The organism is Methanosarcina horonobensis HB-1 = JCM 15518 (assembly GCF_000970285.1).
GTDB classification, from domain to species: domain Archaea; phylum Halobacteriota; class Methanosarcinia; order Methanosarcinales; family Methanosarcinaceae; genus Methanosarcina; species Methanosarcina horonobensis.
The window spans coordinates 4,958,344-4,982,758 of sequence record NZ_CP009516.1 but is presented as its reverse complement, the minus strand read 5'-3'; the positions used below and the strand labels follow the sequence as shown (position 1 = coordinate 4,982,758).

19 protein-coding genes and 1 tRNA gene are annotated in these 24,415 nt (G+C 41.3%); 13 read left to right on the top strand and 7 right to left on the bottom strand.

From position 1 onward, the window contains the following. The first annotated feature begins 760 nt into the window (after positions 1-760). From MSHOH_RS21665 to MSHOH_RS21645, 5 genes are all read left to right on the top strand, one after another. Positions 761-2,782, top strand: a complete 2,022-nt coding sequence (locus MSHOH_RS21665; RefSeq protein WP_394297757.1) for a DNA-directed DNA polymerase II small subunit — start codon at positions 761-763, stop codon at positions 2,780-2,782. Positions 2,783-2,883: 101 nt separating this feature from the next. Beyond that, entirely contained in the window at positions 2,884-3,921 is a 1,038-nt protein-coding gene (twy1, locus tag MSHOH_RS21660) for a 4-demethylwyosine synthase TYW1 (protein ID WP_048142866.1), read from the top strand. A gap of 883 nt (positions 3,922-4,804) precedes the next feature. Then, entirely contained in the window at positions 4,805-6,052 is a 1,248-nt protein-coding gene (gene prf1, locus MSHOH_RS21655; RefSeq protein ID WP_048142864.1) for a peptide chain release factor aRF-1, read from the top strand. A gap of 285 nt (positions 6,053-6,337) precedes the next feature. Further along, positions 6,338-8,047 (top strand): arginine--tRNA ligase, encoded by a 1,710-nt coding sequence (argS, locus tag MSHOH_RS21650; protein ID WP_048142863.1) that lies wholly within the window; start codon positions 6,338-6,340, stop codon positions 8,045-8,047. Positions 8,048-8,390: 343 nt separating this feature from the next. Further along, positions 8,391-8,801, top strand: a complete 411-nt coding sequence (locus MSHOH_RS21645) for a hypothetical protein (protein ID WP_048142861.1) — start codon at positions 8,391-8,393, stop codon at positions 8,799-8,801. A 286-nt stretch (positions 8,802-9,087) separates the two neighbouring features. Here MSHOH_RS21645 and MSHOH_RS21640 read toward each other — a convergent pair whose 3' ends face one another. Continuing rightward, a complete protein-coding gene (locus tag MSHOH_RS21640) occupies positions 9,088-10,851 on the bottom strand; it encodes an asparagine synthase-related protein (RefSeq protein ID WP_048142859.1) in 1,764 nt (587 codons plus the stop codon). A gap of 616 nt (positions 10,852-11,467) precedes the next feature. Between MSHOH_RS21640 and MSHOH_RS21635 the strand changes: the two genes are divergently transcribed. Both MSHOH_RS21635 and MSHOH_RS21630 read left to right on the top strand, forming a co-directional pair. Continuing rightward, a complete protein-coding gene (locus tag MSHOH_RS21635) occupies positions 11,468-12,511 on the top strand; it encodes a methionine synthase (RefSeq protein WP_048142858.1) in 1,044 nt (347 codons plus the stop codon). Positions 12,512-12,631: 120 nt separating this feature from the next. Beyond that, positions 12,632-13,666 carry a methionine synthase gene (locus tag MSHOH_RS21630; RefSeq protein WP_048142856.1) on the top strand — a complete coding sequence of 345 codons (1,035 nt, stop codon included), beginning with the start codon at positions 12,632-12,634 and terminating at the stop codon, positions 13,664-13,666. 380 nt (positions 13,667-14,046) lie between these two features. On the opposite strand, the gene MSHOH_RS21625 is transcribed toward MSHOH_RS21630, so the two are convergent. Both MSHOH_RS21625 and MSHOH_RS21620 read right to left on the bottom strand, forming a co-directional pair. Then, the gene (locus tag MSHOH_RS21625; RefSeq protein WP_011033300.1) at positions 14,047-14,217 is read right to left on the bottom strand and encodes a ribbon-helix-helix domain-containing protein; all 171 of its coding nucleotides are present in this window, start codon (positions 14,215-14,217) and stop codon (positions 14,047-14,049) included. 435 nt (positions 14,218-14,652) lie between these two features. After that, positions 14,653-14,726: transfer RNA gene (locus MSHOH_RS21620), tRNA-Lys, on the bottom strand. A 553-nt stretch (positions 14,727-15,279) separates the two neighbouring features. Between MSHOH_RS21620 and MSHOH_RS21615 the strand changes: the two genes are divergently transcribed. From MSHOH_RS21615 to MSHOH_RS21595, 5 genes are all read left to right on the top strand, one after another. Continuing rightward, the gene (locus MSHOH_RS21615) at positions 15,280-15,486 is read left to right on the top strand and encodes a TRAM domain-containing protein (protein ID WP_048142854.1); all 207 of its coding nucleotides are present in this window, start codon (positions 15,280-15,282) and stop codon (positions 15,484-15,486) included. Between the two features lie 62 nt (positions 15,487-15,548). Then, complete coding sequence (locus MSHOH_RS21610; RefSeq protein WP_011033302.1) at positions 15,549-15,755, top strand: TRAM domain-containing protein; 207 nt, start codon at positions 15,549-15,551, stop codon at positions 15,753-15,755. Between the two features lie 64 nt (positions 15,756-15,819). Continuing rightward, the gene (locus MSHOH_RS21605) at positions 15,820-16,026 is read left to right on the top strand and encodes a TRAM domain-containing protein (protein WP_011033303.1); all 207 of its coding nucleotides are present in this window, start codon (positions 15,820-15,822) and stop codon (positions 16,024-16,026) included. A 62-nt stretch (positions 16,027-16,088) separates the two neighbouring features. Continuing rightward, positions 16,089-16,295 carry a TRAM domain-containing protein gene (locus MSHOH_RS21600; RefSeq protein WP_048142852.1) on the top strand — a complete coding sequence of 69 codons (207 nt, stop codon included), beginning with the start codon at positions 16,089-16,091 and terminating at the stop codon, positions 16,293-16,295. 383 nt (positions 16,296-16,678) lie between these two features. Beyond that, a complete protein-coding gene (locus tag MSHOH_RS21595) occupies positions 16,679-17,107 on the top strand; it encodes a bactofilin family protein (RefSeq protein WP_048142850.1) in 429 nt (142 codons plus the stop codon). Positions 17,108-17,151: 44 nt separating this feature from the next. On the opposite strand, the gene MSHOH_RS21590 is transcribed toward MSHOH_RS21595, so the two are convergent. The 3 genes from MSHOH_RS21590 to MSHOH_RS21580 form a co-directional block, all read right to left on the bottom strand. Further along, positions 17,152-17,916, bottom strand: a complete 765-nt coding sequence (locus tag MSHOH_RS21590) for an ABC transporter ATP-binding protein (RefSeq protein WP_048142848.1) — start codon at positions 17,914-17,916, stop codon at positions 17,152-17,154. A gap of 1 nt (position 17,917) precedes the next feature. Beyond that, positions 17,918-18,706, bottom strand: a complete 789-nt coding sequence (locus MSHOH_RS21585) for an ABC transporter permease (protein ID WP_048142846.1) — start codon at positions 18,704-18,706, stop codon at positions 17,918-17,920. Positions 18,707-18,840: 134 nt separating this feature from the next. After that, positions 18,841-19,830 (bottom strand): ABC transporter substrate-binding protein, encoded by a 990-nt coding sequence (locus tag MSHOH_RS21580; protein WP_048142843.1) that lies wholly within the window; start codon positions 19,828-19,830, stop codon positions 18,841-18,843. Between the two features lie 381 nt (positions 19,831-20,211). On the opposite strand from MSHOH_RS21580, the gene MSHOH_RS21575 reads away from it, so the two are divergent. Further along, positions 20,212-20,733 carry a helix-turn-helix domain-containing protein gene (locus MSHOH_RS21575; RefSeq protein ID WP_011020126.1) on the top strand — a complete coding sequence of 174 codons (522 nt, stop codon included), beginning with the start codon at positions 20,212-20,214 and terminating at the stop codon, positions 20,731-20,733. A 137-nt stretch (positions 20,734-20,870) separates the two neighbouring features. On the opposite strand, the gene MSHOH_RS21570 is transcribed toward MSHOH_RS21575, so the two are convergent. After that, the gene (locus MSHOH_RS21570; protein WP_048142840.1) at positions 20,871-24,359 is read right to left on the bottom strand and encodes an S-layer protein domain-containing protein; all 3,489 of its coding nucleotides are present in this window, start codon (positions 24,357-24,359) and stop codon (positions 20,871-20,873) included. Positions 24,360-24,415: the final 56 nt, after the last annotated feature.

Genomic DNA, 24,415 nt, shown 5'->3' with positions numbered 1-24,415 from the left:
TCTCAGGAAATAGACTGAAGTTCCACAGAATTCTATAAGCTGTTTAGAAATCTTACTATGTCAATGGGCTGGAAACTATGAAGATTAAGTCTTAACTGAACATAAATTTGAGCATAAGAATATTGGTCTTTTAGTAAAGCTAAATAATTTAATAATACTAAATGAGGGTAAACAAGGCTAAATAAGGCTAAACATAGCTAATAAGGCTAAACATAGCTAATAAGGCTAAATATAGCTATTCTCTCGAGAATTTATAAGAACACTCGATATCAAGGATGACAAACACTTTTAAGCTAATTTTTAGTTGCAGAAAGTAGTTGCAGAAAGTTCTATTAATTATTCAGGGTGCATCATGTTCTAATTAATATCAGAGTACTGCAGGCAGTTAAGAAGAGACATTTAATTGTTAATTCTAAAGTGTAAATGAGTATTGACGGACTAATTTTGGAATAGTCTTCAAGTAATATTATAAAAGTATATGATATAATTATTAGAGTGTTATCAATGATTATATTTTATATTGTGAGTAACTACATTGGTCAGCTACTATAATATACCATCAGTTATGAGGTCATAAAGAATTCTCAACCAATTTTGAGAATGAAAAACATTACTAAAACTATATTATGTTATTTTGCTTGTATCGAATTAGTTTTGTATGTGGTTATTTTTTATATTTTAAATGGGTGTTTGCCTTAAATCTTTTTGATTTTAGGTTAGTGAATGTCAGGCCAAACAGGTTCAACAGATCCTGGCAGTCATGGGCAAAGGTCGAGAAAATCAGGTCGAAATTATGGATGAAATCAATATTGTAAGGGCAGTTATAGAAGAAGGGTATCAGATAAGTCCGCTAGCAGTAGAACTAATTAAATCGAGTAACTCCCCTGACAGTCTTCTAAAATACGTCCTTTCAACTGTTGACGATTGTGTTTTCGTTATTGAACCCGAACATATAGACCTGAAAGGTTTTGAGGCTTCAAGAGCAGTTTCAGAAGTGGCTTCCGGATCATCTTCCGAAATTGTTTCCAGGATGCCTTCAGACAGTGCTTCTTCTCCTGCTTTAAGACCAGTAGATCATGAGATGGCAAGAATTCTTAATCCTCTTTCAAACAATCTTAAGGAAACAGTATTAGTCTCAAGTGTTGAATCTGAACCGGCTTCAACACTTGGTGTCCCGGACAGCAATCCAGAAACAGATTCTGATATTCTATCTTCTCGAGAACCCACTCTTGATTTTATTGCTAATCCTGTTGCTAAATCTGTTGCTGATCCTGTTCCCAATTCTACTAATGAGTCTGGTTCTTCTAGTTTCGTTACTGCTTCAACTGCCAATTCTGCTCGTGGTTCTCTTTCCAGCTCTGTCAAATCATCACTATCTTCAGGAGGTACAGAAAGGCAGGCTTCCTCTTTTTTCGGACAGGCAGGCTCTCCTTCTCTTTCTGCTTCCAACCATGTTTCCAGAACAAACTCCCTCTTCTCAAACCCGGGAAATGCTTTTCCTTCAAGACCCAGAAATGAAGGAATCAGGCATCTTTCAGGCCGCAATCCTGTTACCGTGATTTCCGATATCACAGGTCATTCAACCTGTGTTGGGGAGTACATGCAGTTCGTACAGTATTTCAGGGACAGGTACAGCAGGCTCTCTGAGATCCTTAGAAGCAGGATGAATGCACGCCCTATAGAAAGTTTGAAAAGAAGAAGTTTTCGCCGGGGATCAGATGGGGGCAACGAGGAACTATCGATTATAGGGATGGTTTCAGATATCAGCAGTACAAATAACGGGCACAAAATTCTTTCTCTTGAAGACCCGACAGGCTCTTTTTCAGTGCTTATCCGAAACAGCGACAAAGAACTCTTTGAACTGGCTTCTCGGCTTCTTCTGGACGAGGTTATCGGAGTAACAGGTTCGGTCACGAATGACGGAAATCTTATGATGGCTACAAAGATTCTCCAGCCTGATGTCCCTAATAGCGTCCAGCGCAGGACAGGAAGCCATGGGAAAGCTGTACTCATTTCCGATGTTCATGTGGGCAGCTCCCAGTTTCTGGAAGATGCATGGCTGGACTTTCTGGACTTCTTAAAGGGAGAATCCGACTCGGAAGAGATGCGGGAGGTCGCATCCCAGGTACGTTATCTCGTTGTCGCAGGAGATCTTGTGGACGGAATTGGAATTTATCCCGACCAGGAAATGGAACTCGATATTCTGGATGTCTATGAACAGTACAGGAAAGCAGCAGAGTACTTCAGGGAAGTTCCCGAACACATCCGTGTGATTATAAGTCCAGGAAATCACGATGCTGTACGTCAGGCAGAACCTCAGCCTGCCCTGCCTGAGAGGATCTGCGTGGATTTTCCCGAGAATGTCACCTTTGTAGGTAATCCTGCCCTTGTGGACCTTGACGGCGTCCGAATCCTTATCTATCATGGAAGGTCGATTGACGATCTTGTGGCAAGTGTTCCCGGAGTTTCATATCAGGAGCCTGCAGGTGCAGTTCTTGAGATGCTTAAGCGCAGGCATCTTGCCCCAACTTACGGAAGCAGGGTTTCCATATCACCGGAGAAAAAGGATTATTTTATAATTGATCCCGTTCCTGATATTATTCACACAGGGCACGTTCATACCCTGGGAGTCCAGCGCTATAAAAATGTTCTTTTAGTTAATTCCGGAACATGGCAGGCTCAGACAGAGTTCCAGAAGCGCGTAAACCTGATGCCTGTACCTGCCCGGGTTCCCGTTGTAGATCTTGCCGATTTTGACGTGAAAATTCTGTCATTCGATTAAGAGCCTATCCGAAAAGTCAGTAATGCATATTGAAAAGTCATGACGCTCTTAAAATTATTTTCCGATTCTTATATATACCACAAAGAATTAATATCCGAAAAATGCCGCTTGAAGAAAAAAAAGAAGAAAAGGAAAATTCCAGGGAAAGCCTTTCGGAAGTCCTTGAAGAAAATCGGGATGAAGAGCAGACCCCTATTCCTTTTGATATCCCTGATTTTGAGACCCTCCTTAAAAAGCAGAGCTATGCTCTTGCAGGCCGCCACTCGGCAGTAAAGACCTGCCTCTGGCTCAGAAAAGCCATGAATGACGAAGGTTTCTGTTATAAATCGAAGTTTTATGGCGTCCAGTCCCATCGATGCCTCCAGATGACTCCAACTCTCATGTGCAATCAACGCTGTCTTTTCTGCTGGCGCCCAACAGAGGTTCCGGTCCCTGCTCCCGGAGCATGGGATTCTCCTAAAAAGATAGTAGAAGAAAGCATTACCTGCCAGCGCAAATTGATTACGGGTTTTGGCGGCTCCCCAAGTGCACTCAGGGAGCGATGGCTTGAAGGCAATGAACCGAATAATGTTGCAATCTCTCTGTCTGGAGAACCAACTTTTTATCCTTATCTCCCTGAACTCATTGAGGAATACGAAAAAAGAGGTTTTACTACCTTTCTGGTAACAAATGGAACTGTTCCTTCGATGCTTGCAAAGGTCAATCCCTCACAGTTATATATGAGTCTTGATGCTTCTGATCTCGAAACCTACCTCAGGGTCTGCCAGCCAAAGTCTCCCGCACTCTGGGATAGGATTAACGAATCCCTGGAGATTATGAAAGAAAAATCCTCTCGAACGGTCATTCGGACCACCCTTGTTAAAGGTGAAAATATGTTCAATCCCGAAGGTTACGCCGAGCTGATTAAAAAAGCCTCACCGGATTTTGTAGAAATAAAAGCTTATATGCATCTCGGTTTCTCACGCCTTCGCCTGGACCGCTCTGCCATGCCGTCCCATGAGGAAGTGCTTGAATTCTCAAAAGAACTTGCAAAGCACCTGGGATATGAGATAGCAGATGAGTCTGAAATCAGCCGGGTTGTCCTGCTTTCAAAGGACGGAAGGAAATCTCCTGTAAAAAAGCCTGTCTGCCCGAGTTAATCCTTACTTTCTAACTCTTTTTACCTGATTTTTTATTAATCTTTTTTGGCTTATTCATTTGGGTTAAACCCTTACTGTTTAACTTCTTTTCTATCCTTACTTAGTCCTTACTTATATGATCACTTCTATTTTTTTTCTTGATTTTATCTACCTCTCAGGAAATCAGTTCTCTGAAGACAAGGACTAATATACAGGAAGACTTTTATAGTTGTATGAATATATAAAACAAGTCGGGGATAGAAACAAATATAAACCTAAGTTTCAATTAGGATATGATCCCGTCAGGGGTTAATTTAATTCAAATTAAACAAACTTTTAACTATCACATACAGTTTGAGTAAGATTATGTCTCATATCTAGTGCGATCAAAAGAATGCGAAACCTGGAAGGTTTGCGCAGCATACATGCAGGCTTTAGCGACTGGCTTCGCGGCTTGCTGAGATGCCGGCTTCTGAAAGGTGTATTTCTCACTCTCAGGTTCTTCGTGTTCCAGGCGGTTTTTGTACCCGGATTTCGGGTGAGACAGGAGCTCACTGTGTGATTCGTCCTTATCAAATCCTCCGGTTATCCGTTGTATGCAACCGATATGCTAAACAAGTTTTGTACTGGATAACTAAATTTACTATGAAATCGGATTTGATGGGTTTGATAATTCTTATAGAAAACTTTGACCAGATCCGGAAAGGTACAGAAACTTCAAATTAAACAGTAGATCCAGATTCTCTCACCTTAAATTTGCCAGTTTGAAGATTAGTTTATATCTCAATTTCAAATTTTAAATTCCAAATTTCGAATCTCAAATCTCAAATCTCAAATCTCAAATCTCAGTTTACCACCATTACAGGATTACCAAATCATACTACTCTATTGGGGAATTTTTAAAATGACTGAACATTCTGCACACGAGATGTACGAATTTAAAAAGAAGCTTGAGGGCCTCAGGGATAAAAAAGGAAGGAGCACCGAGCTCATATCCCTTTACATCCCTCCTGACAAGCAAATTTTCGATGTTACAAACCAGTTAAAAGACGAACATGGACAGGCTGCAAACATTAAGTCCAAACTTACGAGAACAAATGTCCAGGGAGCGATCGAGTCTCTACTTTCAAGGCTCAGATACCTGGACAAAGTACCTGAAAACGGGATAGTTTACTTTACGGGAGCCGTGGATATCGGAGCCAATAAGACTAGCATGGAAAGTGAGGTAATTGTCCCTCCCGAACCAATCACTGTCTACAAGTACCACTGTGATTCATCTTTCTATCTTGAGCCTCTTGAAGATATGCTTAAGGACAAGAGCACCTTCGGGCTTCTGGTTCTTGACCGCAGAGAAGCAACTGTAGGGCTTCTGGTGGGAAAGAGAATCCAGCCATTCCGCAATCTGACTTCGACAGTTCCTGGCAAGCAGAGGAAAGGAGGTCAGAGTGCCCATCGTTTCCAGCAGCTCAGGCTCATTGCAATCCACGACTTCTACAAGAGGATAGGAGATGCTGCAAGTGAAGTCTTCATGGCTGTTGATCATAAAGATCTCAAAGGTGTGTTGATAGGGGGTCCCTCTCCGACAAAGGAAGAGTTCTACGCAGGGGAATTCCTGCACCACGAGCTTCAGAAGAAAATCCTCGGATTGTTTGACACGGCATATACAGATGAATCAGGGCTTTCCGAGCTTGTAAATGCTGCAGGAGAAAAACTTCAGGATATTGAGCTTATGAGCCAGAAGAATGCAGTCAGGGATTTCTTCAAGGAACTGATTGCTGACTCGGGTAAGGCAGCTTATGGAGAAGCCCAGGTCAGGGCAAACCTCGAGATCAATGCAGTGGATGTGCTCCTGCTCTCCGAAGACCTGCGGGCAGAAAGGATAACTGCGAACTGCAGTGTCTGCGGATACGAAAACAAATGGACAAGGCGCTGGAAACCCGGAGAGCCTGCCCCCGCAGCCGGTAACTGTCCTAAGTGTGGTTCTTCCCTTGAGGTTACAGACGTTACGGATGTTGTGGATGAATTTTCAGAGCTTGCCGACAAAAGCAATGCAAAGGTAGTTTTCGTGTCCACCGACTTTGATGAGGGTTCCCAGCTCATGAACGCCTTTGGTGGCATAGCTGCAATCCTGCGATACAGTACTGGAGTCTAATTTCGCTCAGGGGCAAAGTCCCCTTTTAGTATCCGGTAATTTTTACCCAATACTTTTTTAATTAAATTGCCCTTTAGATCAGTGGATCAGGAATTGTAAGTCAAAACTATTGGACTAATCAGATCCGTAGATCAATGTTCATCAGGTCAGTAATCAACGTTAACCAGATCAATATATTTAGCATTAATCAAATCAGCGTATCAGAATTTGACAGGTTAAACTATCATATGAGGATTAATTAAGCAATTTCAGTTTTTTACGGGTAATTTAAACAGGTGATTTATCTTGTTCCTGGAACTTAAAGCTCAGGCTACATCAATTTTAAAAGAAGCTATCCGAAAGGTCGGGTTTGAGGTTGAGGATTCCGAACTTCAATTCGAAACCTCCCCTCATGCTGACCTTGCGAGCAGAGCCGCATTCAGGCTTGCAGGCATTCATAAGCAAAATCCAAAAGAGCTGGCATCTCGTATCGTTTCTGCAGTTGAAATTCCTGATGGCTCATATATAGGAAAAGTGAGTGCGGCAGGTCCTTACATCAACTTCTTTGCAGGCAGGCACTACATGGATGGAACAGTGACTGCTGTTCGGGAAAAGAAAGAAAAATTCGGCTGTGGGGCTCCAAAGGACAGAATTCTCCTTGAGCACACCTCAGCAAATCCTAATGGTCCCCTTCATGTAGGACATATCCGCAATTCAATTATTGGAGACACTCTTGCCCGCATCCTCAGACGTGCAGGATACGATGTGGAAGTCCAGTATTATGTTAACGACATGGGCAGACAGATTGCTGTAGTTTCCTGGGCGTGTGAGCGCTTTAAGCTTGACCTTTCTAGGAAGTCCGATGCTGCAATTGCTGACGTATATATAAAAGCCAATGTTGAGCTGGACAAAAATCCCGAATACGTGAAGGAAATCGATGCCCTCATGGAAAAGGTGGAAGCCGGGGATATCAGGACTATTGAGCGTTTTGACAGGGCAGTTTCCCTGGCTGTTGCAGGGATCAAAGAGACCCTGCTTCGCTTGAACGTTGTCCACGATAAGTTCGTAAGTGAGTCCACTTTTCTTAAATCCGGGGCAGTACATGATATTGTCGAACGCATCAAGGCTACTGGCAGGACTGAGACTGACAAAGGAGCCCTTGTGGTTGACCTTTCGGACTATGGGTTTGAAAAGACCCTTGTTATCCAGCGTTCAAACGGCACTTCTCTTTATACAACTCGCGACCTTGCCTACCACGAATGGAAAGCCGAACAGGCAGACCGCATAATCGATATTTTCGGAGCCGATCATAAGCTTATTTCCGGCCAGCTCAGGGCTACCCTGAATGCGATCGGGATTAAAGAGCCTGAAGTCGTAATTTTTGAGTTTGTTTCTCTGCCAGAAGGCTCAATGAGCACCCGCCGCGGGCAGTTCATAAGCGCAGATGACCTATTTGACAGGGTTACTGAGGCTGCCTTTGAACAGGTCGAAACCCGCCGCCCTGAAACATCATACGAATTCAAAAAGCAGGTCGCAGAAACAGTAGGACTTGGTGCAGTTCGCTATGATATAGTTAGGGTTTCCCCTGAAAAATCCACGGTCTTCAACTGGAAAGAAGCCCTTGATTTTGAGAAGCAGGGTGCCCCTTACATCCAGTACTCACACGCTCGCGCCTGCAGTATCCTTGAGAAAGCAAAAGAGGAGGCAGCCTGGAATCCTGAAGAATCGATTAATCCTTCTCTCCTTGTCGAGGACAGTGAAATCGATCTTATCAAGAAGATGGCAATGTTTGACAGCATAATTGATCTTGGAGCCCGTGAACTCAAGCCTCATATCCTTGCAATCTATGCCCGTGAACTTGCCGATGCCTTCAACCAGTTCTACCGCTTCGTCCCTGTCATCGCAGCTGAGGACGAAAAAGTCAGGGCTGCAAGGCTTGCCCTTGTGGACTGTGCAAGAATTGTCCTTGCAAACTCACTTGATACCTTGGGAATAGGTGCCCCTGAATCAATGTAAAAAGAATGCGGGAAACGAAAGTAATTGAGAGAGGACAGGAATAAGAAATAAAGAGAAAAAAACAGATAAGAAATAAAGAGAAAAAAACAGATACACTCTTTTTTCCTTTCTTTTCTTTCTTTTAATTTCTTATTTTTAACTCATTATCTTGATTTATTATCTTGATTTATTATCTTGATTTATTATCTTAATCCATACCTTGATTTGCTATTTTGATTTCCCTTTAGAAAACTAATATATACTGGCAGTAGCAAAATTTTGTATATAAGGCCTTCTAGAAAAATATAAAAATCTTTCATAGCAAACTGATATTACTCTACAAATCATCATTGCAGAGATAAGTATGATCACGATAAACGAAGCTTTCCGGACATTCTTAAGTGAACAGGAAGCCTCTTTAAAACCCGATGCCTTCCTGGACTGTGAAGATGTGATTCTTCTTTACGAAGAATTCCTTGAACTCAATGCTGAGGACTACCTGTCAGAAGAAGATAGGGCTCTTTGTTCCACCCGTCCCGAACGTGAAAACAAGAACTACTTTGATGTTTGTAATCCCGACCAACTTAGCCCTGCAGGAGTCAAGGATTTCCTTGATGACTATGTGGTTGAGGTAGGAGGAGGTAAAAAATTTATCGGGACAGCTGCAAAGGTTCTGGACTCCTTTTTTGAGTGGACACTGGAAAAGGGTTACATTGAAGAGAAGGCTTTTGAGGCAAATAAAGAAGTGCTTGCGAAGTATAAGAAAAGATATTAAGTTTCCAAGAATGGGGAAATCTTTGTTTAATTTGCGCTCTACCGCTTTCCTTTCTCTACTTTCTTTTCTCTATTTTCCTTTTCCTATACTCTAACACTTTATTACATCTAATATCTTCCTCAACGGTTAGTGTTTGCTTTAAACTTTTGCTTCCACTTCTTACACTGACTGAATACCTGTAATATTTTATTAGAGGGGGCTTATATTTTATTAGAGGGGGCTTATATTTTATTAGAGGGGGCTTTCTTGAAAATATTACATGACCCTATATCAACCAATTAACCAATTAAAGAGGTCTTTTTGCCGGAGAAACAGCAGGCTTAAGAACCGTCTTGCTTCTGGATGAATAAGTTTCTCCCTTGATGCCTGCCAGATATTCCAGAGAACTTACTCCGTTCAATGTCAGAGGGTATTTCTCTTTGTTTCTGTACTCAAGAATAGTTTTTAATAACGGATATTCCTCAATGTTTTCGTTGTCATATCTGGAAACTTTGATTAGAAGTCTTGAGATAAGAGGGTTTTCAAAGTACCTTCCCCACACAGGGTTATTCACTTTTTCATCATAGTAGCTGTGAGAGAATGTCCTGTAATAAAGAAGCTTTTCATATCTTGAGCGCTTTTCAAGAGTCTTGAGGTTCAGGAAATCGGTAGTGCAATCAATTCTTTTAAGTATCTCCAGCTCTCCTGAAAACAGGCAGTCTCTGGCGTATTTTTTGTAAAGGTTCCGGTTTATCCTGTGTTCTATTGGGACTCTTAAAAAGAACTCCATCAATTCAGCGTCCCATAACGGGATTCTCCATTCGTATCCAAAAAACTCATAGACTCTGACCGAATTGATAATAAATTTTGCCTGCCTTTCATTAGAATCAAAATATTCCAGTGCACTTGCAAGTGTTTCATTGTCTTTAATTTCAAGTCCTGATGTTGATTTGCTTATCCTCTGCTTGAAGATCTTTTCGAGCTCCTGCCCATAAGGCCATCCCCATAGGTTATAATGTTTTTTCAGACAGGCTGCCAGATAGGCTTCTGAATCGAAATTCGTTGAATTGTCGAGGCAGTATTCGGGTATATCGCAGCCATATCCTGTGTGCCCTGGGACGAATACTGAGTTTTCCGGAATCTTCCCCTGGATCTTTAGCTCTTTTACAGCCGGAAAGTCCTGCATGTGCGGGAGAGACGATAGGTTTCCAGCCCATATCCTGAACAAGTCAGCTTCTTTTGAATTATAATATTCGCGCCATTTTTTCGCTGTGGATTCTACGAAAATCCACTCATATCCGAGAGCTTCTGCCACATTTTTGCTTATCTCTGACTCCCGGCTGCCTTTTCTTCCGTAACTCATACATATAACATCATTGACTCCAAGTCTCTTCAGCATTGCAACAATGATGCGCGAATCAAGCCCGCCGCTTAGAGGAACAACAAGCTTCTTTCCCTGCTTGCTGGTGCTTTTTATGAGCCTTGAGAAGGTGTTTACAAAAGTTTGATCAAGCATTTCAATTAATCTGATTTCAGGCAGTTCGTAATTATTTCTATGTAAAAATTTAAAATAGAAACAGGACTTTAGACGTTTTTCATTTTTTTGATAAATTAAAAATTCCCCGTTTCTTACCTGCTTTATGTTGTCAAAAAGGGTCTCGTTACCTGTTACGTAACCTGCAACCATGAACTCTGCTGCATTTTCCTCATTCAGATGCTGATTAATTTTATCTTTTAAATAGTAGGCACTGTCTGATATAGTAATGCTGTTTTTTGTTTTTATGTAAAACAAAGGAATGCTTCTTGTTTTATCAACAGCACAAAGTATAATGTTTTTAGTCTCGGCAACAAATGCAAACTCCCCGTTTAGTTTCTCAAGAAAGTCTCCGGTTTCTTTTTCTTTACCCTGCCCTTCTTTACAAATTAATGGGAATATCAACTCAGCAAACTTTTCCGAATTCAGATGTTTGTTCTCGAAAAACACATTTCCTTTTAGATAACATCTGGCTCCCTTGAGTTTTATTTCCTTCCAGGGATAATACTCATTAAGCAGCCTTATTTCACTTCTCATAATTCCTGCCCCCCAAAATTTCTGGTTGAAGACATAATTCTGGTTGAATTTTGAGGATTATTTCAACAACATCAGGGAAGGACTGAAAGTGTGAAATCCTGATCTGGTCTATTCTTAGTTCTGGATTAGATACGGATCTGGACTTTGTTTTCAGACCTATTCTGGACCTCATCTATGGTTTCAATCTCTGGAAAATCTAACTTCAGGAAAAACTCATTTTCTGGAAGATTTTTTTCTTTAGTCTATTTTTCAGAATCGATCTCAGAGTCACTTGTATTTTTTCCTATGAGATTACCTGTCTTTGAGGAAACAGCAAATGCTCTATTTTAAACCAGTTCGGATCCTGTTTGGCTATTTACCCCCAATCAAGCCTTGGTTAAATCCCCTTTAATTGCTGCCTCTTTCTACCACGAAAAACGTTTCAGGATGTAAGCTCCCAAAACTTTTTTGTACTATACTATTCATTATAAGATATTTAATACCTTAAATTTTTTTCTGTACTTTCTGAGTTAATAATTTATATTCATATTGAAAATTTTTATAACCTTTTCTTTTTAATTTATTATCCGGAGCAATTCAAATACTTATAATACTCGATCAGTCTTACATACCAGATATGCAGGAGATCACTTTTATTGATGGAGGCAGCCTTCCCACTCCTGAAGGTCTCACAAGGGAATGGGTTAAAGCTGCAGCTGAAAGCCGGGCAGAAGACGAAAAACTCTTTTCCATGGTAAGGAAGGCTTTTCAGAGAAAAATTGATGTTGGAGTAGATGTTCCAACTTATCCTCAGTTTCGGGATATGATCGGGCAGTTTCTGGACATTATCAGGGATGAAAAGAACTGCTATGAGCCTTATGTGGTAAAAGAAGAGAACGCAAAAATACTTGAACTGGAGATAATTGATGAGGTTGCAAAACACTATAGAGAAAAGACAGGAGAAACTCTGGAGGTAAGAGTTTGTGTTGCCGGTCCTACGGATCTATATCTTCAGGCTTTCGGGACAACTGCTTTTGCTGATGCATATCACATCATGGCTCTTGATATCGAGAATTTCATAAAACAGGCGTTTAAAGCTGCGAAAAACTTTAAAATCAGGGTTATAGCTCTGGATGAACCAAGCCTCGGGATGAACGATAGAATTCAGTTCTCTGACTCCGACATTATCTCTGCCCTTACTCTGGCTTCTACACACGCTCGAAAACAGGGAGTGGATGTGGAGATTCATCTTCACTCACCATTAAAATATAAACTTGTTTGTGAAACCCCGATTAATGTTATCGGGTTTGAGTACGCTGCAACTCCCTCATACATAGATCTAATGGATAAAAAAATCCTGGAGGACTCGAACACTTACATAAGGCTTGGGGTCTCTCGGACTGATATTTCCAGCCTCATAGGCATGGTTAACGAAACCTATGGAGTCAATGCCTGGAAAGAAAAAGAATACATGCAAAAGATCGTCACTGAAATGGAAACCCCTGATCTCATACAAAAAAGGCTTGAAAAAGCTTATTCCATTCTAGGGGACCGTATAAAATATGCAAGTCCGGACTGCGGGCTGGCATTCTGGCCTGACCAGGAACTTGCTTTCAAGCTGCTTGAAAATACGGCAAAAGGAATCAACGCGTTTAATGCAGAGATGAAAAACCGGGAGTAACTCAAGAAAAAAGATAGATTGTTTCTCTTTGAGAAAATGCTCTCTGGCATTTTCATCTGCTATTTTATAATTTTACTGTCTTTCCAATAATGATAAATTCTTACAGGTCTACTAGAGAGCATGCAAGAAATCATCTTTGACGATATAGGAAGCTATCCTCTCCCTGAGGGAGTTAGCAGGGAATGGGTCCAGAATGCCTTTAAAACGAGAGCAGAAGATGAGAAACTCTTTACTGTTATCAATGATGCCTTTCAGCAGAAAATCGATGCAGGTGTAGAAGTCCCTACTTATCCTCAGTATCAGGACATGAACGAACAGTTCCTGAAGGTTATCCGGGATTCTAACTGCACAGACGGTCCCTTCGATGTAAAACTGGAGTGCGCAAGGATTGAAGAGCTTGAGGCTATAGAAACGGTTGCTAAAGCCTATAAAGAGAAATTCGGGGAAACTTTGAAAGTCCGGATCTGCGTAACCGGTCCAACCGAACTTTACCTTAAAGAGTTCGGAGGCACGCGATATACGGACATATATTCTCTTTTTGCAAAAAGCATAAACAAGTTCGTCAGGAACTCGATGAGATCTGCAAAACATTTTAAGATAGCAACGGTTTCAATTGACGAGCCAAGCATAGGGTTGAACCCTGAACTTGCATTTGACGAGAACGACATAATCTCTGCCCTTACAGAGGCCTCCAGATCAGCTAGCAAGTGGGGAGCTGATGTGGAGATACATCTTCATTCCGCTCTCTATTATAATCTTGCCTGCGAGACCCCCACAATCAATGTGATAGGTATGGAATCTGCGGGTACTCCTTCCTATCTGGAGCTCATCGACAAAAAAGTACTCGAAGACACTGATTCATTCCTGAGGCTGGGAATTGCAAGAACGGATATCTATTCCCTGGCAGGAATTCTTAATGAGAGATACTGTACCAATATCTGGAAAGACCAGCAGTATCTTCCTGAAATCGTTTCGCAGCTGGAAACCCCTGATGTGATTACAAAAAGGTTGAAACTGGCTTACAGACGTTTTGGCAGCCTGGTAAAATACGTGGGTCCTGATTGCGGTCTGGGCTCCTGGCCTAACCAGAGGATAGCTTTTATCCTGCTTTCAAATGTTGCGCAGGGTATCAGGAATTTCAGGGAAAATCTCTAATCCTGAAAACCTCTCTTTTTGACAATTCAGCCAGAAATGCCAGAAGATTAAGGAATATCGGAAAATTATCTAATCATGTTCATTTGTCTTCTGAATCTCCCAGTCAGGTCAGCTCTCACTTTCTTTTCCAGTAGAAACTCTGCTTGACTTTGAAAATCTGCTAAAATTAGCCTACTGATGCTCAATACACAGTAGAAATAAAGGGGTGGTCTTTTCCAGCAATTTTCCGGTCGAATAAAATGTTCTGGCTGAATAAGATATTTAGCTGAATAAGGCTTCTGGTCAAGTTCTTATTCTATTCATGTTTTTCTTATTCTATTCATGTTTTTACAATTTTTTGCTGTAAGTTTATGAAATTTGTTCATGAGCGCATCAGTAGTTTACTCATTAAGTCTTCCGTGTCTTCTATCTATTTCGTCCATCATATCCAGCATTTTACGAATAGAAGTTCGGATGGCATCTGACTGGCTGACGAACTTTTTATTATCTCCCACATGTTTATTGAGGTCATCCAGGAGTTCCTGAGGGATTTCAACACTTACTTTTGGCATCAGGGCTGCACTCCATTTTTTTCTTCTTTTTATTTTTATTTTTGTCTTTCCTGATTGATAACTTCTTCCTTCAGCTTAAGTTTATCTCTTGTTTATCTCTTAGATTGATCAGCTTTTTAGCGAACTTTTTGGTCTCTTTACATGATAGAGGTTCTTGGACAGCTTCTCTTTAGTAGCTGAAGTTTCAGAGATCTCTTAGAAAGGTACAATTTGCAGGGAAACACAATGCTCAGGATATCATACATCGAATCATAAATCATAGGTTTCCAGTCTCATGTACTTCTTAAGATTTCAAAACACTCTTTAGTCAGGTTATTCAATTCATTTAGACTGAATAGAAAAGCCAGAAAGGATTTGGATAAAAGTGTCGAGATAACTTCCAAAAAGAACGATGAAAAAGAGATTTATGAAAATTGCTAAAAAAATATGATATAGCGGGCCCGAAGGGATTTGAACCCCCGGCCTATGGATTAAGAGTCCATCGCTCTGCCTGACTAAGCTACGGGCCCACGCATTGTTGTTCTTATTTAATGAGCGACTCTCAGAATGTATGTTCAAATATTTATAGATTACGCCCATGGGGGTACTCCTCATAGTTCTTCAGAACATGAATGCTGGATTTTTTTCTATATTCATCTAAATCTTCGGGATAACTTTAATTTTATGTTAAGGAACTTCTTTTTATTGTAAGCCATAGTTTTATTATGGATAATTTTATTTTGTATATTAATTATTAATAATCTATCATTACTTATCCTGTTTTTGAAGTAAGATCCCTGAACTCCGGAAATCAGATTTCAGGTAGTTTCCTAACTTCTTTATTTTTCTTTTTTTAAAATGAATTAAAGCAAAACGTTATATACAAGCGGATATGAGTATGACCAATTAATTGACTTATCCGAAGCTCTATTGGGGATTAGTTCACCGTAATAGATTAAGTAGAATGTGTACTTCCTAAATTTGGTTTTTCAAGTTTGGCCTTTAAGTACTGTTTTTACTCTTTTCTGTTCTATAGATGGAGCTTTCATAAGCTGATTAATAGAAGTCAAAGGAATGAATCTAATGTTTAGAGATGAACGTACTTCTGTGCCCGTTGAAGAGGGCGAAACTTACGACGTAACTATTCAGGATATTGCTCGCCAGGGAGACGGCATTGCCCGTATCGAAGGCTTTGTGGTTTTTGTCCCGAATACCAGTGTAGGCGACGAAGTCCAGATTAAGGTCGAAAGGGTACTTCCGAAATTTGCATTTGCAAGCGTTGTTGAGTAAGTTTGGGTTGAGAAAGTTAATTACTTCAAGTTTTGTTAAATTAATTAAAGGAATGGTTTTTCATGTTCAGAGAAGAAAGTCGCCCAGTCCCTGTCGAAGAGGGTGAAGTCTACGATGTTACAATTCAGGACATTGCTCGCCAGGGAGATGGCATTGCTCGTATTGAGGGTTTTGTAGTCTTTGTCCCTAACACCAGTGTTGGCGACGAAGTTCAGATTAAGGTCGAAAGGGTTCTTCCTAAGTTTGCATTTGCAAGTGTTGTCGAGTAACTCGGCAAGGGTATTAAACTAAATACTAGAGATTTAACTAAAGTAAATTAAAGGAATGGTTTTCATGTTCAGAGAAGAAAGTCGCTCAGTCCCTGTCGAAGAGGGCGAAGTTTACGATGTTACAATTCAGGATATTGCTCGCCAGGGAGATGGCATTGCTCGCATAGAAGGCTTTGTAATCTTTGTCCCGGGCACCAAGGTCGGCGATGAAGTTCGCATTAAAGTCGAAAGAGTACTCCCGAAATTTGCATTTGCAAGCGTTGTCGAGTAAGTTTGAATTGAGAAAATCACCTGGTTATACTAAGTTTTAACCTGATTAAAGGAATGGTTTTCATGTTCAGAGAAGAAAGTCGCTCTGTTCCTGTTGAAGAAGGCGAAGTCTATGACGTTACGATTCAGGACATCGCTCGTCAGGGAGATGGCATTGCTCGTATAGAGGGCTTTGTAATCTTTGTTCCAGGCACCAAAGTAGGCGATGAGGTAAGGATTAAAATCGAAAGGGTACTTCCCAAATACGGTTTTGCCAGCCTTGTTGAGTAAACAGGACAACTTAAAATAAGAAAGCAGGCTGAAAAATGAGTTATTTACAATTTTTCAGTCTTTTCACTCTTAATTTTAGAATCTAACTAATTTCCGGCTTCGAGAATATGCCGGAATCTCTTTTTCTCGTCAGTTTCTTTTTCTCGTTAGTTTCTTTTTCTCGTCAGTCCCTTTTTCTGATCTGATTTTTCTCAGTACGTAAACAATCTTTTGCCAGGATTCTCATTAAGTCTTCTGATATTGAACACTCGATGATATTATATAATAGATGTTCAATCATACTTTGGAACCCAATTGGCAAAGTTTTTACATACGCCATAAAAACAAATTGTTTGCGGCTCTCCTCTATCGATAGCCGGGGACACTAACCGGAGTGATTTCCAATGATATGCTTTATCAAGTACCACCCCCGGTCCAATACTTTCGTGATTGAAAAAAGGACCTTTCTGGAAGAAGACCTTGTACTGGACGGCAATGTTATTGTCGGTCAGGAAGTGAAGTTCTGGAAAAGTCTTACAGTATCTGGCAGGCTTGAGCTCGGGAAAGGTTCGATTGTTAAGGGCAATGTGAAAGCCGGAAGTGCCCTGATCTGTGCAGCAGCAAAAGTTCTGGGTAATATAGAAACAGTTTCCGAGCTTGTACTCCTTGACGGAGCAAGAGTAAATGTTGCAGCGTGTGAAGGGGACATCCGGGTAAGGCCTGGCTGCTTTCTCGGTTCAGTAAAAGCAGGAGGAACTCTTGAGCTTGTAGGAAAGGTTGCTGTGAAAAGAGTAGAGCCGTTGACAAAAGTAATTATTCGGGCCGAAAAATAATTTCCGGCTCGCTAGAGACTCATTTTGAGTTTTTTTTCAATCGTTTACCTGCCGAATCTTTCCTCTTCCAGAAGTTTGAGAACGCGATCCCTTAAGCGATTTACTTCCGGACTGGTACGGCTTCGCGGACGGGGCAATTCCACTTTTACGATTTCCTTTATCCTTCCCGGTCTTGAAGTCATAACCACTATCCTGTCAGAGAGGACTACAGCTTCATCCACGCTGTGCGTTACAAAAAGGAATGTCACGTGTTTTTGTTCCCATATCTTCAAGACTTCATCCTGAAGCACATTTCGAGTCTGAGCATCAAGAGCTCCAAAGGGTTCGTCCATAAGGAGGACCTCAGGCTCATTAGCAAGGGCTCTTGCAATAGCTGCTCTTTGCTGCATACCTCCTGAAAGCTCATGAGGGTAACTGTTTTTGAACTGCTTCAGACCCACAAGTTCCAGATACTTTTCCACCTGCCTCCGGGCTTCACTCTTTTTAACTCCTTGCATCTCCAGCCCAAATGTGATGTTATCAATAACAGTTCTCCAGGGGAAAAGAGAATACTGCTGAAAAACCATACCTCTTTTAGGATCAGGGCCCGTTATAGGAACTCCATTAAGTGTTATTTCTCCTGAAGTCAGAGTTTCAAGCCCTGCAGTTATTCGAAGCAGCGTTGTCTTTCCGCAACCTGAAGGTCCTAGGAGGCAGATAAACTCTCCATCCTGTATATCAAAACTTACATTATGTAGAGCTTCGGTCCCGGACTCATCTCCATTTTTGGCGAAGATACGCGATACGTTTTTTATACTTACTCTACCCATTTTATACCACAGTCCCTGACTTCCATCTGAGCAGTTTTTCATCCACGTAATATCTGAAAAAACGGTCTATAAAAAGACCCAGGAAACCCAGGAGAAGCATATATACAAGCACAAAATCCATTCTGTGCAGGTAGTAATTATGCCAGATCTGGTACCCAAGCCCCCTGTTACTGACCCCAAACATTTCTGCAGCTACAAGACACATCCAGCCTACACCCATTGCAATCCTGATTCCTGCAGCAATTGAAGGCATGGCTGAAGGGATCGCAACAGAGCGGATAAGGTCTACGTTTCGGGTACAGCCGAGAACTTTTGCTGCTTCAACATAAACTCTTGGGACATTTTTGAAACCTGTATAAGTATTGATGATTATAGGAAAGATCATTCCGACAAACACAACAAAACCCGCAGACCTGTGAGTAAGCCCGAACCATACTATTGCAAAAGGGATCCAGGCAAGAGGAGGAATCGGGCGCAAAATCTCTATTATAGGATCGATTGCCCTATTTGCCGCTTTGAACCACCCCATGGCTATTCCGAGAGGGATTCCCAGCATAAGCGCGGCCGCAATACCAATCGAAAAGTGAAGTAAACTTGTCAGGGTATCCGTATAAATTAGCCCGTTTTTAACTATCACGGAAAAAGAGATTACCACATCATAAAAACTTGGCAGAAGCAATTTATTCTGTACGATCCTATCTGCTGCAAGCTGCCATATAGCAATCACGAATATAAGAGATAATGCTTCAACGCCTTTTTCTTCGATTGTTTTTATGAAATTAATTTTCATGGCTAATTAAAAGGATTCTTAGTTTTTTATCTTTCCGGCAGTTACTCGTTTATAGAATAAATGGAGTTCAAACTGTCCCTTCCAATAACCGGACAGCTGAACATGCCTTAAATATTTATTTCCATATTCTTTTTTTATTCTTCGTTTATAGCTGCTTCATAGAAGCTTGTGTCAAATATTTCTTCTTCTGTCAGAGGTTTCTGGATATATCCAAGGTCTGACTGGATTTTTGCATATTCAACAGTTGAATTCTCAATTATTGCAGGATCTGTAATCCATTCTCCATCCCATTCCTCAATAGACGTCCTTATAACTTCTACGTTCTCTGTGGTCTTGTTTGAGTAAATCTGGGCGGCTTCTTCCGGATTTGCCAGGTTGTACTCGGTTGCTTTAATGTGGGTTTTTACAATCTGCTCCACAAGTTCCGGGTGCTCTCTGATAAGTTCTCCACTCACCAGAAGTACACAGCATGCATGATTAGGACTCATCTCTCCGGACTGTACAATGGTACGCCCGTTACCATCATTTTCGATAATAGTAGGGGAAGGGTGAGGCAGGAAGACCGCATCTACCTGTTTGGCTGAAATAGCAGTAACAGCATCTCCTGGAGTCATTCCAAGGATTGTCACGTCTTTTTCCGGGTCAAGTCCGTTCTCTCTGAGCCAGTCTCTGAGCAGGGTGTCCTGAATTGTTGCTGTTGGGAAGGTAGCGATTTTAAGCCCTCTCAGGTCTTCAGGACTTTCATACTCATACTCAGGCCTGAGGACAAGACTTGAACCATTAATCTGTACAGGTTCAACGATCTTTGCATCAAGACCCTGGCTGAGGGCTGTAATAGCGGGGGCTGCTCCAACATAGGCTACGTCCAGGTCTCCGGCCATCATAGCCTGCATTTCGGGAGCGCCTGTTGGGAACTGGTATTCGTTTATTTTTGTAATCCCATAGGGTGCAAGATCTTCCTGCCACCATCCTTTTTCATAGGCGGTCATATATGCAATCTGGTGTGTACTCGGCTGGTAGCCAATGTTTAATTCGGTGATTTCATCTCCACTATCAGCACAACCCGATGCGAAGATAGATGTGACCAACAGTAAAACAAGGATAAGTATGCTTGATTTTCTCAAAACTTCACCTCAATATTGCCTCTTCTAACACTAATAGATCTTACCTGCTAAATAAGGTCTACTGGGATAGGGTTCTCTTCGGGAAAATCCTGTGGATTTTTCGTCTCTTTTTCACTGGCTTTTTACAAATTTACTCAAAAAGCCAACCCACCTCATTCTTTCACTTTTGCCTGAAAGAATAACTCCCACGAAAATAAAGATTAATCTATTACATGTAATGTTCTTTAAAATTTGCTATATATACTTTCTCAAATGCCTTTTTATTATAACCCAAATGTATTAATACTTCAGGAGATATTTCTCATTCAGGAACAAAACTCCTGTAAAACGTAAACCCATCGTATTTATCGAATTTTTTACAGGATCAGAGGTTGAATTTTAATGAACGTTGCAGACAAGGTCATTAAATCCGCATTTGAGTCTGATGAAGTGTTTCAAAAAACACTTTCCGCTGTTATTAAGGAAGACCTTAACCTGACTGCAGTGGATTTTGCAAAAAAGGCGAACATCCCCCCGAGCACCCTCTATAAGATCCTATCGGGTAATCGGGACCCAAACATAAAAACCCTCCGCCAGATAGTAAAAACGATCCGCGATATCAAGGAATCGGATAGTGGAGAATTTATTGCTGTAATTGCAGCTAGATCCGTACTTGACAATATTGTGGAAACAAAGAAAAAGATCGCTGGCAGGCTGGTTACAATAAGGGAATATTCGGCAACGTCAATGGAAGAAGCCATAATAGCAGCCGTCAATGCCGAAAGGGACGGGGCAAAAGCTCTGGTCTGTGCCCCTATAGTGAGCCCAACTGTTGAAAAAATCCTGAACATTCCGGTAACAACTATTATCCCGAAAAGCAGCCTTATAGATGCCATCGAGCTTGCACTTAAGAAGATGGAGTAAAAAATAGTAGACTTGAGTAAAATTTAGTGTTTTAAAAAATAGAAAAGAAACCCGCGTTAAACAAGAAACGCGGGAACTTAAATTTTGTTCTTAAATTAAGACTTTGTTTGAACTTCCTTTTTTTTGGTTTCTGTTGTTTATCTTTTCGAGTTTACCGACTTAATAAGTTCGTCTACCTTAGCCTGTAGAGTTGCTACAGTCCAGCCTCCCTTGGTAAACATATAAGCTATCATGCCGACCAATAACACGATAATACTTAACAGGCCATAAAGCAGCATGGAGGACTTTTCTTTTACAGTATAGGTAGCTTCCTGCCCTCCTACTTTTACCGTATAGGTACCTGGAGTCTCTTCGCTGTGGTCGAAGGTTACTGTTGTACTTTCTCCCACATCAAGGGATATCTGCTGGGAATCAACCGAGCTTTCGTTCACAAATAATTCCACATTATATTCCCCTGCAGCATTACCCGTATTTTCGGCATTAATAGTGATCTTCGCTTCTTTTCCGGCCCTGACCTCTATAGGGCTGATTAGCAGGTTGGAGAACTCAAAGATAGCTTCATAATCTTTTACATTGACCTCAACGCTCTTGTCAAGGAAGCCCTCTGCAGTTGCACTGATCTTGATTTTACCGACTTCCTCAGCTTTATATGTGATCTTTCCGTCGGAATCGGTTTTCCCAAGAGCTTTGCTGTCGACTGAGATATTTACATCTTCAATCGGGTCTCCTCCGACTGTTTTTAAGGCTTCTATTGTGATCGTGTCTCCCACATACACTGTTTCAGGAGAAACGTTAAGGCTCATTTTCTCTTTCGGAGGAATAACTTTCATGTTCTTGTTTGCTGTAGTGTACCCTTCTTTCTCTGCAGTAACCTTGAAAGTTCCTTCCTTATCGGCAGTGTACTCAACGATACCATCGGCGTTGGTTTTACCCACGCTGGTTGCGTTGACCTTTACATTGACGCCCTCAATCGAATTATTACCTGCAATCACTTTGATATCGAAAGTGTCACTTATAATGATCTCATCAGGCAGGTTTATCTTGAGCTCTCTGCTTTCTCCACTTGCGGTTTCGACTTCAACGAATGGATAGAACCTGAGAGTGTTGGAATCCGCTGTCTTGAACTTGACGTCGCCCATAATATCAATGGTTTTGTCTTTGCCAAGCCCGATATCATCGTCATTCTTCATTGTGATGCCATTTTCTGAGGCGCTGGTGATCTCCATCTCATCGTAGTTATCTCCATTATTAATCTCGATATACTTATCCGAGATCTGGAAAATTCCCTGTGTGAAGACAGCAGAGGTCTCTGTGCCTGCAAAAACCGTGCCGAAATGGACAATGATTATAGGTATGTCTTCTGCTTCTCCAAGATCGCCTTCATAGATGTAGTCATGATTCGAGGTGATGAACTCATCATCCACTATCTTTCCGTCCTTTTCAAGCTGTACCCATACGGTATCTCCGTTAACGTTTACTTCCAGGATGTTCAGAGAATAGCCTTCCTCAAGTGTAAGGGCTTCACCTGAGTAAAAGGACACTTTGTCATCGCTGTCAGTAAGGACTTCGGATAGGATATTCTCCGAAAGAAGGCTTACGTCATCGATCTCTCCATTAACGGTGTCATCGGGATATCCTGCAAAGTATTTCTTTGCCATGAAACCGACAACTGTGAAATTGCCCCATGCTTTATGTTCAAACTGGACAGGTTGGGGTTCGGACCTGTAGACCAGCTTTCCTGAGGGAATTTCCTTGCCATCCTCATCCAGTTCTTCAATTGTCAGATTCTCGGTTCCTATTCCCTCATCTATGCTATAATAAAAGCCTTCAAAGTTGTAAGGCGTCCATGTTGGGAGAGATTTATCAATATTTTCATCATAGACGGTTCCGCGCAGTTCATAGACTCCTTCCTCGGAGGTATCAAGGATCGGGGCAAAGCGCAGTTTGCTGTCATCGGCTACCTGAATCTGTATCTTGCCCATAAGGTCGATTGTGTCACCTTTGTCAAGGCTTATGTCGTCCTCATTCTTCATTTTTATTTCATCGCCGCTGAGGGAAGTTACTTCCATTTCCCCGAAAGAATCTCCTCCTTCAAGTTCCAGATAGGTGTCTGAGACCTGGAAAATGCCCTGTATGTAGACAGCAGAGGTTTCCTGGCCCGCAAAAACCGTACCGAAGTGGACAATGATTATGGGTACGTCTTCAGCTTCTCCGATATCGGTTTCATAGACGTAGTCTTCATTCGAGGAGATGAAACCATCATCTACCACATTTCCGTCCTTCTCAAGCTGGACCCATACGGTATCCCCATTAACATTTACTTCCACAATATTCAGGGCATATCCGTCTTCAAGCTCAAAGGAATCTCCTGAATATATGGACTTTTTATCATCGCTGTCTATCAGGATCTTGGCGAGTACACCATCGGATATCAGGCTTACATCGTCAATTCCTTGAACTGTTACGTTATCATCAACGTAACCTGCGAAGTATTTCTCTGCCATGAATCCTATTATCTGGTATGAGCCCCAGCTGCTGTATTCAAACTTAGTTTCGGTAGCTCTTGTGATGTACTCAATATTCCCTTCATCTATCTTTCTGCTTATATCTTTGATAGTCATTTCTTCAGAAGAAACTCCGGTATCAAGGTCATAGAAGAAGCCTGAGTAACTCTGGGCAGTCCATTTGTATGTGGTAGATAACCCAAGATCTTCGTCCCAGATCCTGTTCCCGCTTGAATAATATTTTGACTGGACTGTTATATTCCATGCTTTTGTCAATTTATCATTGTCGGAGTCAGTGACCACTGCGCTAAGATTGTAGGTGCCGGAAGTATCTCCCTTAAATTCATATGAAGCGGAAGTCGTGTTTCCATCTGTTTCTTTCGTTTCGTTCCCGACGATCCATGCTACTGTGATATTCTGGCTGTCTGTAGAGTTGACATAGAAAATCTTGGACTCTCCTTGAGATATCTCAACTTTTTCATCTGAAGGGTTAACATCTACAGACACTTTATTGTCACTTGAGGAAGAACCTACTGTCCATGTCCAGGATTTTGAAACTGTTCCATTAGAGTTCTCTGCTTTCACTTCAATTGTATAATTACCCGCTACTGCAGAACTGTTTGTATATGTGGATGTGGTTACGGAGTTTTCAGTGCCTTGAATCACATTATTGTTAAGATACCAAGTAATATCAGAGGGCTGGTCTACAGTCACATTGAAACTTTTTGAGTCTCCTACATCATTACTAATCTCTGATTGTAAAGGCTCAAACGAAATGATCTTCGGTGCTTCATTCCTTACAGTCCAAGTCCTGCTCCCACCAGTTGAGTGAACAGTGGCTGTGATATTGCATGGAACAGTTTGAACTGTGTGGCTTAGAGCAGATGTGTTCGTTCCAGAATCATATGAAGTTTCTGTTACGGGAGATCCATCAACTGACCAGTCAATTGTTGTTGATTCGTTTGTTCGGATACTGAACGTTTTAAGATCTCCCACTATCCCTGTAACGTTCGAATCCGAGGGCGATACTTCTTCTATACTTGGAGCTGCACTTGCAGTCCCGCAGAATAATATCCCCAGCGCCAGAACCGCTGTAAATATTTGTAGCCAATCTTTTTTCATATTTTATCCTTCTGAACCTTGTGCATAAATTATATAGTCACGAGTTTGATTAGTTT

Coding starts and splice junctions, on each gene's coding strand:
- MSHOH_RS21665 (WP_394297757.1), top strand. CDS start 761: ATGGGCAAAGGTCGAGAAAATCAGGTCGAAATTATGGATGAAATCAAT.
- twy1 (WP_048142866.1), top strand. CDS start 2,884: ATGCCGCTTGAAGAAAAAAAAGAAGAAAAGGAAAATTCCAGGGAAAGC.
- prf1 (WP_048142864.1), top strand. CDS start 4,805: ATGACTGAACATTCTGCACACGAGATGTACGAATTTAAAAAGAAGCTT.
- MSHOH_RS21645 (WP_048142861.1), top strand. CDS start 8,391: ATGATCACGATAAACGAAGCTTTCCGGACATTCTTAAGTGAACAGGAA.
- MSHOH_RS21640 (WP_048142859.1), bottom strand. CDS start 10,851: ATGAGAAGTGAAATAAGGCTGCTTAATGAGTATTATCCCTGGAAGGAA.
- MSHOH_RS21635 (WP_048142858.1), top strand. CDS start 11,468: ATGCAGGAGATCACTTTTATTGATGGAGGCAGCCTTCCCACTCCTGAA.
- MSHOH_RS21630 (WP_048142856.1), top strand. CDS start 12,632: ATGCAAGAAATCATCTTTGACGATATAGGAAGCTATCCTCTCCCTGAG.
- MSHOH_RS21625 (WP_011033300.1), bottom strand. CDS start 14,217: ATGCCAAAAGTAAGTGTTGAAATCCCTCAGGAACTCCTGGATGACCTC.
- MSHOH_RS21615 (WP_048142854.1), top strand. CDS start 15,280: ATGTTTAGAGATGAACGTACTTCTGTGCCCGTTGAAGAGGGCGAAACT.
- MSHOH_RS21610 (WP_011033302.1), top strand. CDS start 15,549: ATGTTCAGAGAAGAAAGTCGCCCAGTCCCTGTCGAAGAGGGTGAAGTC.
- MSHOH_RS21605 (WP_011033303.1), top strand. CDS start 15,820: ATGTTCAGAGAAGAAAGTCGCTCAGTCCCTGTCGAAGAGGGCGAAGTT.
- MSHOH_RS21600 (WP_048142852.1), top strand. CDS start 16,089: ATGTTCAGAGAAGAAAGTCGCTCTGTTCCTGTTGAAGAAGGCGAAGTC.
- MSHOH_RS21595 (WP_048142850.1), top strand. CDS start 16,679: ATGATATGCTTTATCAAGTACCACCCCCGGTCCAATACTTTCGTGATT.
- MSHOH_RS21590 (WP_048142848.1), bottom strand. CDS start 17,916: ATGGGTAGAGTAAGTATAAAAAACGTATCGCGTATCTTCGCCAAAAAT.
- MSHOH_RS21585 (WP_048142846.1), bottom strand. CDS start 18,706: ATGAAAATTAATTTCATAAAAACAATCGAAGAAAAAGGCGTTGAAGCA.
- MSHOH_RS21575 (WP_011020126.1), top strand. CDS start 20,212: ATGAACGTTGCAGACAAGGTCATTAAATCCGCATTTGAGTCTGATGAA.
- MSHOH_RS21570 (WP_048142840.1), bottom strand. CDS start 24,359: ATGAAAAAAGATTGGCTACAAATATTTACAGCGGTTCTGGCGCTGGGG.